The following is a 13,013-nucleotide window of genomic DNA, read 5'->3' on the forward strand; positions in this document are numbered from 1 at the left end:
CGTGAGTGCGGCGCTGGGCGCAACCCGGGAAGGCTGCGCCCGTTTTCCATTACAGGTATTTGACGGTCAGGGTCGTCGAACCGTTGATCGGCACTTCCTCGGTCAGGGTCAGGCTGTTGGCCGGGGCGATGTAGGGGATGATGACCACATCGGTGACCAGCGACTGCACCGGCACCGGGGCGATGGCGGTGGTATTGGCCACGGAGGTTATGCCGTTGTTGGTCAGGTACATGTAGCGGGTCCAGGTCAGGCCGCCGTCACTGGAGGAAATGGGCCCCAGATCCGTGCCATCTCCGACCGGCGATTGCAGGTACATCTGGAAGGCACCGAGTTTTTCGCTGCCATTGACCAGTCCCAGGCCAAAGTTCCTATCATCGGGTAACGAAGCCGACCCGGCACGATTGTCCTTGGGTTCGATTGCTACCAGTGTTGCCGCGTCGCAGGTGACGGTCAGTCGCACGGTCTGGTCGGGCAAGCGGGTGGGGCTGTCGGCATTGAGGTCCTTGGCCGAAATCTTGCCGATCTCCACATTGCCGCCGCCGGACAGCTCCAGCTCGCAGGCTCTTGGGGTGATTGTTCCACGCACGGTCAGGTCCACGCTGGAGGCGGCCAGGGCAGTGCCGGTCCCGGTGAGCAGCAGGGTGGCGATCAGGGCATTCAGGGCTTTCATGGTGTTGCTCCTTTCAAGGCAAGCAGAGGGAAAAGGGTCACAAGTACTTGAGTTGCAGCGTGGCCTGGCCGTCCAGTGGCACCTCATCAAGAAGGGTCAGGTCGGTAGCGGGCACGATGATGGTGAATGCGCGCAGCCGGGCATTCAGGGTTTTCAGGGCGATGGGCGTGTTGGGGCCGTCGAGGGCGGCAAACGAGGTCAGTGCTTCATGCCCCAGGTAGATCGAAGCGGACCAGTTGGCGCCGCCGTTGCTTGAGGTGATGACCTTGACCGGTTTGTCATCGGCCACCGGGTCGAACAGCGAGAACGCCACGCTGCCCAGTTTTTCTTTTTCGGCGGTCATGCCCAGGCCGTGGTGCCTCGGGTTGATGGCAGAGGTGCCCGCGCGGTTATCCACGGTGGTCAAGGTGAAAAAGGTCTCTCCCTCGCACTGCACTTCAAAGCGCATCTCGGCCGCATCGAGCCGCGTGGGGGAGCTGGGTTGCAGGTCCTTGGAGGTCATCTTGCCGTGGTCGATCACGCCACCGTTTGACAGTACGGACGTGCAGGCTCTGGGGGTGATGGTCCCGGAGACGCTCAGGTCCGTACTGCTGGCAGCGAACGCGCCAGGCGCAAGGGCGGCTAGCAGGAAGGCGAGGGTGGGTCTATCCATGGGCACAAGTCCTTGTAAGGTAGGGTTGAGGGTGAGGCACTACAGGTAAATCAGGTCCAGCGTGGCTGAGCCGTCCAGTGGCACCTCGCGATCCAGGGTCAGGCCCTGGGCCGGTGCGATCAGCGTGCTGACACGTATTTGCACACGCAGCGCTTGGATCGGCAGCGGGCTCCAGACGCCGGAAGAAGCGTCCCCGAACGCGGCCAGTCGTAGCGGCGGCAAGGCGACGTTCTCTTCAACCACGCTCCAGCTTTGGCCGTTGTCTGATGACTGCAATTGAGTGATGGGCGCGTTCTCTGCCAAGGGGGTATGCAAGGTGGTGTGGAACACACCGAGCCGCTCGCTGGCGTTGATCAGGCCGAGCCCGAAACCGTAGGACTCGGCCGCGCTGGAGCCGGCACGGTTATCGGTGAGCCTCAGGGCAAACAGGGTCGGGGCCTGGCAGTTGACGGCCGCAGGCAGCTGGGTGAGCGGCAACGGGGTGAAGGACTCGCGGTTCAGATCGCGGGCGGCGATCTTGCCGTAGTCGATCAGCCCCTCTTGGGCCAGGCTCGGTTTGCACGCGCTGGGGGTGATGTTGCCGCGTACTGCCAGGTCGACGTTGCTGGCGGCGAACGCTGCGGGGGCCAGGTTGAGCACGAGGCCGAACGTGCTGCAACGGCACAGCGTTGAGGCCTTCATAGGTAGCGCAACTCGAACGTGGCGGACCCGTCCAGGGGAATGGTTTCGCCTGCCGGGATCTGGCTTTTTGGAAAAATGTAGGGTTGGACAATCAGGTCCAGCGCTACATCTGTCAGGGAGACGGGGGCGCGTGTGCCGGAAGTCTGATTGCCGAAAGCACTGAGTGTATTAGCCGGTACCTGCCGTTCGGAGTTGTAGATCCAGGTCGAGCCGTTATCCAGGGAGTAGATCGGGTAGGCGCTGGGGTCGTCGGTGACCACGTTTTCCATGGTCAGGAAATACGTGGCGATCCAGTTTGTCGGGCTGATCCGCCCCAGTACGAAGGAGGCGGCGGGGCCCGCCATGGAGGATCGATTGTCCTGGGCGTTCAACGCGAACAAGCTCGAACCTTCGCAATTGACCGCCAACTTGAAGAGGGTCCTGGGCAGTTCGGTGACCTCGGTCGGGTCCAGGTCCTGGGTCGAGATCTTGCCGTAGTCCACCAGCCCGCCGTTGCTCAGGCTAGGCCTACAAGCGCTCGGGGTAATGGCACCTTTGACCGAAAGGTCCACGGAGCTAGCGGCCAGCGCCGTACTGGCGTGGGCGATCAGCAGGGCTCCGGCCAGGGCGGCGAGAGAGTCTTTCATCACAGTCGGTATTCCTATGCACGGATCAGGGGCAGAGCGGCGCGGTGAAGTTGCCCATGGGTTTTATGGTTGTGGTGGGCACGCGTCGCTTTAAGGGAAAGCGGGGAGGAATTTATCGCCGGGCGGGAGAGGCGGAAATGCAACTATTACGAATGACAGGGTGGCAATGACAAAAGGGGGTTGTTTAAGCAGAAAGCCTGATTTTCGAAGGCGATCGGCTGATTTGTCGTAGTTTTTGTATCGTCGCCCTGCATGCATTCGGATATTTTGCGCCCGTCTTGATTGCTTGTACCCAACCCGCACGGGTTCAGGTGATCGTCCTTAATTACGCAAAGTCAGGGTGAGTTGATCGCTCTCATTGAGGGCAGCATGCCTGGCCACTTTTCAAACCGACGTTCGCCGACAATAGCGCCTGAAGCCCGGGTGCTGGTGGTGGATGACCACTGCACTTACCGCCTGTTGCTTGGCTCACTGCTTGAAAAACTCGCGGTGGCCTACCAGTGCTGTTGTGATGGGCAGCAAGCCCTGCACGCCTTGGCGACCGAGCATTTCGACCTGGTGATCAGCGACTGCCGCATGCCGGTGATGGATGGCTATACCCTCACCCGTGAACTGCGCCGCCGCGAACAGGCGGCGGGCCGCCCCCCTGCCATCGTGCTGGGCTTGAGCGGCAGCCTGGGGCCGGAAGAAATTCGCCAGTGCGTGGCTTGCGGCATGGACGGCTGGTTGATCAAACCCATCGGCTTTGCGCAATTGCGTGAGGTGCTGCGCTGCTGGCTGCCGCCAGAGCCTGCGGGCATCGTCGAGAGGGAGGTGGGCACTGTCCGAACCGGTCGTCGCAGCTTTCCCAATCGTGCCAGCCTGATCGATGCCTTCGGTTCCTGGGATGTGGTGGAGCCGATGCTGTTCAGTCTTATCCAGGAAGCGCATGCAGACCTGGCGGTGCTGGTTCATGCCCAGGCCGACCTGGATGCCAGGCTGGCCGCACAGTGCTTGCATCGCTTGGTAGGCAGCGTGGCATTCCTGGGGGAAACCGGCCTGGAGGCCGGCGCTGCGGATCTGATCGAGCGTGTGCAATTGACGGGCATGGCACTGAACCGGCCGGTGTTGGATGAGTTTCGCCATGAAGTGGGATGGTATTTGAACTACTTGGCTCAACTTTGAAGGAATATATCCTCTAACTATGTAGTACTTTTCCTTATGTAATTTCTCTTATTTATGTAGGAAGTAGTGAGGGCCTTATTAAGTGTGGGGTTTGACGCACTAAGAGCGTTTTATTTCTGGTTGTTGCAGAAACATGATCGCGGTATTTTGGCGGTCTCAAATTGCCATCATGGAAAAACCGATGATTCGCATCATTATTGCTGACGATCACCCTATTGTTCGTGTGGGCCAGAAAGTGGTGATCGAGGCGAGTGGCAAGTGTAAGGTCGTGGGGGAGGCCGACGGGCCTGACCAACTCCTGGAGTTGGTCGGCCGAATACCCTGTGACGTGATCGTGACTGATTTTGCCATGCCCGGTAATCAGCAAGCGGATGGGTATGGCTTGCTGGGACTGTTGAACCGCCAATACCCCGATGTACCGGTGATCCTGGTGACCATGTTTGCCAATATCGCGACCCTGCGTGCAGCCTTCAGCCACGGCGCCCGGGGGATTATCGCCAAGAGTGCGTCTGCCCGGGAATTGCCCCAGGCCTTGACCGCTGTGGTGCAAGGGCGTGAGTTTGTCAGTGAGTGCCTGCGTGTGCAGTTGGACCAGGCATGCCTGGCCCAGCCGACCCAGGCACCCAAGTTGTCGGGCAAGGAGCAAGAGGTCGTGCGCATGCTCGCCAGCGGGATGACAGTCAGCCAGATTGCCGCGCGGGTCAATCGCAGTATTTCAACTATCAGCAAACAGAAGAGCACGGCAATGCACCGGTTATGTATATCAACCGATGTAGATTTGTTTACCTATGCGCGAGATGCCGGGATGGTGCCTTAGTTGGGGCTTGGTAAATAAGTTTGGCGTGATGACAGCACTTTTACCCTGTTGAGCCTGAATAACTTCAGGGCGACGGTATGGCCCAGCTATTTATCGAGCCTGTAGTTGCTCAAAGTTGGCGTGGCGGGGTCGATAAGGCAGGGGGACTTTCAAAGGTACCTGAGCGGTTAGCTGATTGATGCCTGTCGAAGGGGTGTAACTCGGACCTCACCCCTTTCATTGACGTAGCAAATGTACATGGCATTGCGCCCATGGGCAGACTATCGTGCAACCCGGATAACAATAGCGCCCGGAGCCTACCCATGAGTGATGCCCACACCGCCCTGATCAACCGTTTCTACCAGGCCTTCCAGCGCCTTGACGCCGAGGCCATGGCCGCCTGCTACACCGACGATGTGGTGTTCAGCGACCCCGCCTTCGGCCCATTGCATGGGCGTGATGCTGGCGACATGTGGCGCATGCTCACCACGCGCGCCAAGGACTTCTCCCTCACCTTCGACAACGTGCGCAGCGATGAGCGCAGCGGCGGTGCACATTGGGTCGCCACGTACCTGTTCAGCGCCACCGGTAACACGGTGGTCAACGATATCCAGGCGCGCTTTGTGTTTCGCGACGGCAAGATCTGTGAACACCACGACAGCTTTGACCTGTGGCGCTGGTCGCGTCAGGCGCTGGGCACCAAAGGTTTGTTGCTGGGCTGGACGCCGCTGGTGAAAAACGCCGTGCGTAGCCAGGCCCTGCGTGGTTTGAAGGCGTTCCAGGCCAGTCGTTGATAAGCTGGGCGCTCTTCTGGTTTTGCCGGCTCGACCTGTGACTGAAACTTCTGAACCCAAACCCTGGTTTGTCTACCTGGTACGCGCCGCCAACGGCTCGTTGTACTGCGGCATCAGCAATGACCCGGTGCGCCGTTTTGCCATGCACCAGCGTGGCAAGGGCGCGCGGTTCTTCCTGTCCAGCCCCGCCGTGGCGCTGGTGTACACCGAGCAGTGCGCGAGCAAGGGCGAGGCGTTGCGCCAGGAACGGTTGATCAAGAAGTTGAAGAAGAGCGCCAAGGAGTGCCTGGCGGCGAGCAGCCCATTGATTTGACTGATGGGTTCCCATCGTCCCCAATCGATGTGTTGCAGGCTAAGCTAGCGGCTCACTTATCGAGCGGAGCCTGGTATGTCTGAGTTGATTCTTCACCACTACCCCCAGTCCCCTTTTGCTGAAAAAGCCCGCCTGTTGCTGGGCTTCAAAGGCTTGTCCTGGCGCTCGGTGCATATCGCGCCGGTGATGCCCAAGCCGGACCTGATGCCCCTGACCGGTGGCTACCGCAAGACCCCGGTGCTGCAAGTGGGCGCCGATATCTACTGCGACACGGCCTTGATCGCCCGGCGTCTGGAACAGGAAAAAGCCGCCCCGACCCTGTTTCCCCAAGGCCAGGAATTGACCACCCAAGGCTTTGCCGCCTGGGCGGATTCGCTGGTGTTTTCCCATGCCGTTGCGCTGGTGTTTCAGCCCGAGTCCCTGGCGGTCAAATTTGCCAAGGTGCCGCCGGAAATGATCCAGGTGCTGGTCGCCGACCGCAAAAAGCTGTTCAGCGGTGGCACGGCGGCGCGGGTGCAACTGGAGCAGGCCCTGCATCAGTGGCCGGCGATCATCAGCCGCATCAATCAGCAATTGCAGCATCAGGCGGGGGATTTTCTGTTCGGCGAGCCTTCGATTGCCGACTTCTCCCTGGCCCACCCGTTGTGGTTCCTCAAAGGCTCTTCGGTGACCGCGCCGTTGGTCGATGCCTATCCTGCCGTAGCAGCCTGGCTGGATCGCGTGTTGGGCTTTGGCCATGGCACGTCCACCCCGATGAGCGCCGAGCAAGCCCTGGACGTCGCGCGCAATGCGAGCCCGGCCGTGCTGCCGGATGAGGTTTTCGACGACTTGAACGGCTTCAAGGTCGGGCAGCAGGTGACCATTTCGGCGACCGACTACGGTACCGACCCGGTGGCGGGCGAGCTGCTGTTTGCCGGGCGTGAAGAGCTGATCCTGCGCCGTATCGATGAGCGTGCCGGCACCGTGCATGTGCATTTCCCCCGCATGGGTTTTTGCATTCAGGCGCAGTAAACAAATTTTTTTGCAAAGAGCAGTGAGGTAAATCGCCAGCCCATCCGTGTAGTGCTTGAAACTGCGATCTATTCGCATTAACAGCGTTTTCTACACGGGTTCTCACAGCATGAAGTCGATGGCGGGCGGTTTGGTTAAACAGTGGCTGGGAGCCTCGGTATTGGCGGTTTCGGGGTTGGCGTTGCTGCCCTTGGGCATTGCACAGGCGCAGGAGCAGCAAAGCACCCAGTTCAACTTTGCCCTGGCAGCCAAACCGCTGCCCCAGGCCTTGAGCGACTTCAGCCGGGTCACTGGCATCAGCGTGATCTACACCGATGAGGCGCCCTACGGCCTCAGCGCCCCCGCCGTCAGCGGCCAGATGAGTGCGACCCAGGCCCTGCAACGCCTGCTGGGCAAGTCCGGCTTTACCTTCCGTCAGATCGATGCCCGTACCCTGGCCCTGGAGCCGGTGCCCACCGACGGCGCCCTCAACCTCGGCGCCACCACCATCAGCGGGGCCGGCCAGGTCCAAGACAGCACCAGCTATCAGCCGCCGCCCACCAGTTCGGTGATGCGCTCCCACGGCCTGCTGCTGGAAACTCCGCAAACCGTCAACGTGGTGCCGGCCCAGGTCCTGCGTGACCAGACCCCGCGCAACCTGGACGATGCCCTGGGCAATATCAGCGGCATTACCCAGGCCAATACCCTGGCCAGTACCCAGGACGCGGTGATGCTGCGCGGCTTTGGCGACAACCGTAACGGTTCGATCATGCAGGACGGCATGCCCATCGTGCAGGGACGTGCTCTGAACTCCACGGCCGAACGCGTCGAAGTGCTCAAGGGCCCGGCGTCATTGTTGTACGGCATCCAGGACCCGGGCGGCGTGGTCAATATCGTCAGCAAGAAGCCTGAACTGGTGCAGTCCACCTCGTTGACCGCACGCGGCTCGACCTTTGGTGATGGCAAGAACGGCAGCGGCGGCAACCTCGACACCACCGGCCCGATTGGGGACAGCGGCTTGGCCTATCGCCTGATCGTCGACCATGAAGACGAAGATTACTGGCGCAACTTCGGCACCCACCGCGAGACGCTGGTGGCGCCGTCCCTGGCCTGGTACGGCGACACCACCAAAGTGGTGTTTGCCTACGAGCACCGCGAATTCCTCTCGCCGTTCGACCGTGGCACCGCCATCGACCCCAAGACCAACCACCCGCTGGATATCCCTGCGACCCGTCGCCTGGATGAGCCGTTCAACAACATGGAGGGCCGCTCCGACCTGTACCGCCTGGAAGTCGATCATGACCTGAACGACGACTGGAAAGCCCACTTCGGCTACAGCTGGAACCGCGAGACCTACGACGCCAGCCAAGTGCGCATCGTGACCGTGAACCCCAACGGCACCTTGACGCGCAGCATGGACGGCACCGGGGGCGCGTTGACCACTGACCGTTTCTCCACGTTCAGCCTGGAAGGCAAGGTCAACGTGGCCGGCATGCAGCATGACCTGGTGTTTGGCCTGGATGACGAGTACCGCAAGATCTATCGCGCGGACCTGATTCGCCAGGCACAACGCAGTGCGTTCAGCTACCTCAACCCGGTGTATGGCCGCGATGTGGAAGGCACCACCGTCAGCGCCAAGGACAGTGCCCAGACCGACTTGCTGCGCAGCGATTCGCTGTTCTTCCAGGACGCGATCCACCTGACCGACAAATGGATTCTGGTGGGCGGCGCGCGCTACCAGATGTACGATCAATACGCGGGCAAAGGCGTGCCGTTCACCGCCAACACCAACGGTAACGGCCAGGCCTGGGTGCCGCGTGCCGGCCTGGTGTATCGCTACACCGACGAGCTGTCGTTCTACGGCAGCTACACCGAATCGTTCAAACCCAACTCCACCATTGCGGCCCTGGCCGATGGCAGCAAGTTGACGGGCGACCTGACGCCGGAGAAATCCAAGTCCTGGGAACTGGGCGCCAAGCTCGATATGCCGGGGCGCATCACCGCGAGCGCGGCGCTGTTCAACATTGAAAAACGCAACGTGCTGGTCTCAGTCGGCTCTGGCGCAAACACCCTCTACAGCATCGCCGGCCAGGTGCGTTCCCGTGGCCTGGAACTGGACGCCACCGGCCAGTTGACCGACCAATGGAGCCTGATCGGCAGCTACGCCTACACCGATGCCCTGGACACCAAGGACAAGGACCCGACCCTGGAAGGCAACCGCCTGCAGAACGTTGCGAAGAACACCGCTTCGCTCTCGGCGGTGTATGACTTCGGCAATGTTTTTGGTGGCGACCAACTGCGCGTGGGCGCCGGCGCTCGCTATGTGGGCGAGCGCGCCGGCGATGCGGCCAACGACTTCACCCTGCCGGGCTACACCGTGGCGGACGCGTTTGCGACCTACGACACCAAGATCGAAGGGCAGAAGGTCAAGTTCCAGCTCAACGTGAAGAACATGTTCGACCGCGTCTACTACGCCTCGGCGGCGAGCCGGGTGTTTGTGTCCTTGGGCGATGCGCGCCAGGTGTCGGTCTCCAGCACGTTGACCTTCTGACGGCCCTGTGGCGAGGGCGCTTGCTCCCGCTGGGCTGCGCAGCAGCCTGAACCGGAGACAAGCCCACTCGCCACAAAGGAACGGAGCTGTTAGCGTTGCCGCCATTGAAGCCTTGCGGGAAAACGCTACTGATGCGGTTGCAGAAATGGATACACACCAGCGCAATGCTGGTTGCCTTGAGTGTTGTGCTGGGCGGTTGCGCCAGTGTTTCGCAGACGTCGGGTTCAGCCCAGCTGGACCAACTGCTGGCCGACCCGGCGCTGCACGGCGCCACGGTTTCCCTCATGGTGCGTGATGCCCGCAGCGGCGCCACGCTCTACCAGCACAACCCGCGCACGCGACTGGTGCCGGCCTCCAATCTCAAGTTGTTGACCACGGCGGCGGCCATGGATGTGCTGGGGCCGCAATACCGTTTTGCCACGCAATTGCTGAGCAACGGCATTCGCCAGGGTGATCGCCTGACTGGCAACCTCTACCTGCGCGGCCTGGGCGACCCGACCCTGCAGTTTGCCGACTATCAGGCACTGGCGGCGCAACTCGCCAGCCAGGGCATCCGTCAGGTGCAGGGCGACCTGGTGTTCGACGACACCTGGTTTGACGCCGAACGGCTGGGCGTCGATTGGTCCCATGACGATGAAAGCACCTACTACGGCGCGCAGATTTCGGCGCTGACCGTGTCACCCAACAGCGACTTTGATGCAGGCTCCGTGCTGGTGACCGCCAAGGCGCCGTCGCGGGTCGGCCAGCCGGTGGGGGTGGAGATCTTCCCGCCCACCGACTACCTGCAGTTGAGCAACCGCGCCGTCAGCGGCCCGGGCAATACCTATGGGATCAACCGCCGCCACGGCACCAACCTGTTGCAACTCAGTGGTGCGGTGGCGCCGGGCAAGCAGAGCCAGCAACTGGTGAGTGTGTGGGAGCCGACGCAACTGGTGGCCAACCTCTTCGAGCAGGCCCTGGCGCAGCAAGGCATCGTCGTGTCCGGACGGCGGATCATCGGCGGGGGCTCCCCGGTTGCGATCACCGTACTGGCCGAACACCAATCGGCGCCGTTGCAGGAGCTGATCACGCCGCTGCTCAAGCTGTCGAACAACAACATGTCCGAAGCCTTGCTCAAGGCCATGGGGCGCCAGACTGCCAATAGCGGTACGGCGGCGGCGGGTGTGGTGGCGGTGGCCGGGTTTCTCAAGCGCCAGGGCCTGGAGACGGCGGCGCTGAATCAGGTGGATGGCTCCGGTTTGTCGCGGCGCAACCTGGTGTCATCGCAAACCCTCACCGACCTGTTGCTGGCGGCCAGCAAACAACCCTGGTTCAACGCCTGGTACAACGCCCTGCCGATTGCCGGCAACGCCGACCGCATGACGGGCGGCAGCCTGCGTTATCGCCTGGTTGGCACGCCGGCGCAGAACAACCTGCACGCCAAGACCGGCTCCATGGGCGGTGTGTCGTCGCTCAGTGGCTACATCAATGATGCGCGCGGGCACCGGTTGGTGTTTTCCATGGTCACCAACAACTACGTGGTGGCGGGCGCGCAGGTCAAGGCCCTGGAAAACCGCGTGGCCGTGGCCCTCGCCGGTTGGGACAACTGATTCAGGGCTGGTAGCCCATGCGCCAGCTCACGGCCCGGGTTGCCGCCAGCAAATGCTGGGCCGCCGGGCCATCTTCATCGGCATGGAACAGGGAGGTGGGGCCGACCACGGTCATCACCGCCGCCACGTGCCCGACCGCGTTGAACACCGGCGCCGAGAGCGCATCCACCCCGGGCATCAGCAAGCCATGCACAAAGTGCAGGCCTCGGCTGCGGATCTGTTCGCAGGCGCTGGCGTAGGCCTGGTCGTCCGCCAGGGTATGGGCAGTGCCCGCCTGGATTTCGCGCTCGCGCAATTCCACGGTCTCCCGTGACGGCAAATAGGCGCTGAATACCAGCCCGGTGGAGGAACTGAGCAGAGGCAGTACCGAACCCAGCTGCGTCACCACCGTCACCGCACGCACGGCGGGTTCGATCTGCACCACGGTGGCGCCCTGATTGCCCCACACCGCCAAAAAGCAGGTTTCATTCAATTCATCGCGCAGTTCCGCCAGGGGCATCGCGCCGACTTTCAGCACGTCCATGCTGCCCAGCGCGGCCAGGCCCACGCGCAATGCTTCGCGGCCCAGGCCGTAATGGTTGGTGGCGGTGTTCTGTTCGGCAAAGCCCGAGGCGATCAGCGCTTGCAGGTAGCGATGCACCTTGCTGGCCGGCATCTGCACGTGTTCGGCCAGGCGCGACAGCGACGTGGCGGGGGACAGTTCGGCCAGGGCCTTGAGGATGTCGGTGCCCACTTCGGCCGAGCGGACTTTCTGTTTACCGGTGTCGCGGGGCTTTTCCATGGGGCAGCGGGAATCCGAGAGATGAATGGGCGTCTTTATAGCTTGACGGTCGACAGTGATCAAATTACGTTATGCGTAACTGGATTACGATAAAAACAACTTCCGCTCAGAGGATGATCCATGACCCTCGAATACCTGTCGGGCTTCGGCAATGAATTCGCCAGCGAAGCCCTGCCCGGCGCGCTGCCCGTCGGCCAGAACTCCCCGCAAAAAGCGCCCTACGGGCTGTACACCGAACTGTTCTCCGGCACCGCGTTCACCATGGCGCGCAGCGAAGCCCGTCGCACCTGGCTGTACCGCATCCAGCCGTCGGCCAATCACCCTGCCTTCGTCAAACTTGAGCGGCAATTGGCTGGTGGCCCGCTCGGCGCGGTGACGCCTAATCGCTTGCGTTGGAACCCGCTGGATATGCCTGGTGAGCCGACGGACTTCATCGATGGGCTCGTCGGCATGGTCGCCAATACCGGGTCGGAAAAACCCTCTGGCATCAGCATTTATCACTACCGCGCCAACCGCTCCATGGACCGCGTGTTCTTCAACGCCGATGGCGAACTGTTGATCGTGCCCGAGCAGGGCCGCCTGCGCATCGCCACTGAACTGGGCGTGTTGGAAGTGGAACCGCTGGAAATCGTCGTGCTGCCGCGTGGCCTTAAATTCCGCATCGAGCTGCTGGACGCCCAGGCGCGCGGCTATGTCGCCGAGAACCATGGCGCACCGCTGCGCCTGCCAGACCTTGGGCCTATCGGCAGCAACGGCCTGGCCAACCCGCGTGACTTCCTCACGCCGGTGGCCCACTACGAAGACCTCAAGCAACCGACCACCCTGGTGCAGAAATTCCTCGGTGAGCTGTGGGCCTGCGAGCTGGATCATTCGCCGCTGAACGTGGTGGCCTGGCACGGCAATAACGTGCCGTACAAATACGACCTGCGCCGCTTCAACACGATTGGCACCGTGAGTTTCGATCACCCGGACCCGTCGATCTTCACCGTGTTGACCTCGCCCACCAGCGTGCACGGCCTGGCCAACCTCGACTTCGTGATCTTCCCGCCACGCTGGATGGTGGCCGAGAACACCTTCCGTCCGCCGTGGTTCCACCGCAACCTGATGAACGAATACATGGGCCTGATCCAGGGCGCCTACGATGCCAAGGCCGAAGGTTTCCTGCCGGGCGGTGCGTCATTGCACAGCTGCATGAGCGCCCACGGGCCGGACGGCGAGACCTGCACCAAGGCCATCAACGTCGAGTTGGCACCGCACAAGATCGATAACACCATGGCCTTCATGTTCGAGACCAGCCAAGTGCTGCGCCCTACACAGTTCGCCCTGGAATGCCCGCAACTGCAAAACACCTATGACGCGTGCTGGGCTTCGCTGCCCGCCACCTTCAACCCGAACCGGAGATAACC

Annotated in this window: 13 protein-coding genes; 8 read left to right on the forward strand and 5 right to left on the reverse strand. The window is 61.9% G+C overall.

What is annotated here, in order from left to right; genetic code table 11:
- Positions 1-49: 49 nt before the first annotated feature.
- The 4 genes from HX803_RS20150 to HX803_RS20165 are packed head-to-tail and all read right to left on the reverse strand — an operon-like array spanning position 50 to position 2,629.
- Positions 50-670, reverse strand: a complete 621-nt coding sequence (locus tag HX803_RS20150) for a DUF1120 domain-containing protein (RefSeq protein WP_178922861.1) — start codon at positions 668-670, stop codon at positions 50-52.
- Between the two features lie 37 nt (positions 671-707).
- A complete protein-coding gene (locus HX803_RS20155; RefSeq protein WP_178922863.1) occupies positions 708-1,322 on the reverse strand; it encodes a DUF1120 domain-containing protein in 615 nt (204 codons plus the stop codon).
- A 39-nt stretch (positions 1,323-1,361) separates the two neighbouring features.
- Positions 1,362-2,003 carry a DUF1120 domain-containing protein gene (locus HX803_RS20160; protein WP_178922865.1) on the reverse strand — a complete coding sequence of 214 codons (642 nt, stop codon included), beginning with the start codon at positions 2,001-2,003 and terminating at the stop codon, positions 1,362-1,364.
- Positions 2,000-2,629: a DUF1120 domain-containing protein gene (locus tag HX803_RS20165; protein ID WP_178922868.1), complete on the reverse strand. Its 630-nt coding sequence runs from the start codon at positions 2,627-2,629 to the stop codon at positions 2,000-2,002. Before HX803_RS20165 ends, HX803_RS20160 begins: the two co-directional genes overlap by 4 nt.
- 369 nt (positions 2,630-2,998) lie before the next feature.
- Between HX803_RS20165 and HX803_RS20170 the strand changes: the two genes are divergently transcribed.
- The 7 genes from HX803_RS20170 to dacB all read left to right on the forward strand — a co-directional run bounded on the left by HX803_RS20170 (position 2,999) and on the right by dacB (position 10,826).
- Positions 2,999-3,793: a response regulator gene (locus HX803_RS20170; protein ID WP_178922870.1), complete on the forward strand. Its 795-nt coding sequence runs from the start codon at positions 2,999-3,001 to the stop codon at positions 3,791-3,793.
- A gap of 181 nt (positions 3,794-3,974) precedes the next feature.
- Positions 3,975-4,610: a response regulator transcription factor gene (locus HX803_RS20175; protein ID WP_178922872.1), complete on the forward strand. Its 636-nt coding sequence runs from the start codon at positions 3,975-3,977 to the stop codon at positions 4,608-4,610.
- A 302-nt stretch (positions 4,611-4,912) separates the two neighbouring features.
- The gene (locus HX803_RS20180; protein ID WP_178922874.1) at positions 4,913-5,383 is read left to right on the forward strand and encodes a nuclear transport factor 2 family protein; all 471 of its coding nucleotides are present in this window, start codon (positions 4,913-4,915) and stop codon (positions 5,381-5,383) included.
- Positions 5,384-5,420: 37 nt separating this feature from the next.
- Positions 5,421-5,696: a GIY-YIG nuclease family protein gene (locus tag HX803_RS20185; protein WP_178922876.1), complete on the forward strand. Its 276-nt coding sequence runs from the start codon at positions 5,421-5,423 to the stop codon at positions 5,694-5,696.
- A 75-nt stretch (positions 5,697-5,771) separates the two neighbouring features.
- A complete protein-coding gene (locus HX803_RS20190) occupies positions 5,772-6,707 on the forward strand; it encodes a glutathione S-transferase family protein (RefSeq protein ID WP_178922878.1) in 936 nt (311 codons plus the stop codon).
- A gap of 109 nt (positions 6,708-6,816) precedes the next feature.
- Entirely contained in the window at positions 6,817-9,237 is a 2,421-nt protein-coding gene (locus HX803_RS20195) for a TonB-dependent receptor (protein ID WP_178922880.1), read from the forward strand.
- Positions 9,238-9,368: 131 nt separating this feature from the next.
- Positions 9,369-10,826, forward strand: a complete 1,458-nt coding sequence (dacB, locus tag HX803_RS20200) for a D-alanyl-D-alanine carboxypeptidase/D-alanyl-D-alanine-endopeptidase (protein ID WP_178922882.1) — start codon at positions 9,369-9,371, stop codon at positions 10,824-10,826.
- A 1-nt stretch (position 10,827) separates the two neighbouring features.
- On the opposite strand, the gene HX803_RS20205 is transcribed toward dacB, so the two are convergent.
- The gene (locus HX803_RS20205) at positions 10,828-11,607 is read right to left on the reverse strand and encodes an IclR family transcriptional regulator (RefSeq protein WP_178922884.1); all 780 of its coding nucleotides are present in this window, start codon (positions 11,605-11,607) and stop codon (positions 10,828-10,830) included.
- 120 nt (positions 11,608-11,727) lie between these two features.
- Between HX803_RS20205 and hmgA the strand changes: the two genes are divergently transcribed.
- Positions 11,728-13,011 (forward strand): homogentisate 1,2-dioxygenase, encoded by a 1,284-nt coding sequence (gene hmgA / locus HX803_RS20210; protein WP_178922886.1) that lies wholly within the window; start codon positions 11,728-11,730, stop codon positions 13,009-13,011.
- The last annotated feature ends 2 nt before the right edge of the window (positions 13,012-13,013 follow it).

Source organism: Pseudomonas sp. P7548 (genome assembly GCF_013386585.1).
In the GTDB taxonomy this organism is placed as follows: Bacteria; Pseudomonadota; Gammaproteobacteria; order Pseudomonadales; family Pseudomonadaceae; genus Aquipseudomonas.

Coding starts and splice junctions, on each gene's coding strand:
- HX803_RS20195 (WP_178922880.1), top strand. CDS start 6,817: ATGAAGTCGATGGCGGGCGGTTTGGTTAAACAGTGGCTGGGAGCCTCG.
- HX803_RS20150 (WP_178922861.1), bottom strand. CDS start 670: ATGAAAGCCCTGAATGCCCTGATCGCCACCCTGCTGCTCACCGGGACC.
- HX803_RS20170 (WP_178922870.1), top strand. CDS start 2,999: ATGCCTGGCCACTTTTCAAACCGACGTTCGCCGACAATAGCGCCTGAA.
- HX803_RS20160 (WP_178922865.1), bottom strand. CDS start 2,003: ATGAAGGCCTCAACGCTGTGCCGTTGCAGCACGTTCGGCCTCGTGCTC.
- HX803_RS20175 (WP_178922872.1), top strand. CDS start 3,975: ATGATTCGCATCATTATTGCTGACGATCACCCTATTGTTCGTGTGGGC.
- hmgA (WP_178922886.1), top strand. CDS start 11,728: ATGACCCTCGAATACCTGTCGGGCTTCGGCAATGAATTCGCCAGCGAA.
- HX803_RS20205 (WP_178922884.1), bottom strand. CDS start 11,607: ATGGAAAAGCCCCGCGACACCGGTAAACAGAAAGTCCGCTCGGCCGAA.
- HX803_RS20180 (WP_178922874.1), top strand. CDS start 4,913: ATGAGTGATGCCCACACCGCCCTGATCAACCGTTTCTACCAGGCCTTC.
- HX803_RS20190 (WP_178922878.1), top strand. CDS start 5,772: ATGTCTGAGTTGATTCTTCACCACTACCCCCAGTCCCCTTTTGCTGAA.
- HX803_RS20165 (WP_178922868.1), bottom strand. CDS start 2,629: ATGAAAGACTCTCTCGCCGCCCTGGCCGGAGCCCTGCTGATCGCCCAC.
- HX803_RS20155 (WP_178922863.1), bottom strand. CDS start 1,322: ATGGATAGACCCACCCTCGCCTTCCTGCTAGCCGCCCTTGCGCCTGGC.
- dacB (WP_178922882.1), top strand. CDS start 9,369: ATGCGGTTGCAGAAATGGATACACACCAGCGCAATGCTGGTTGCCTTG.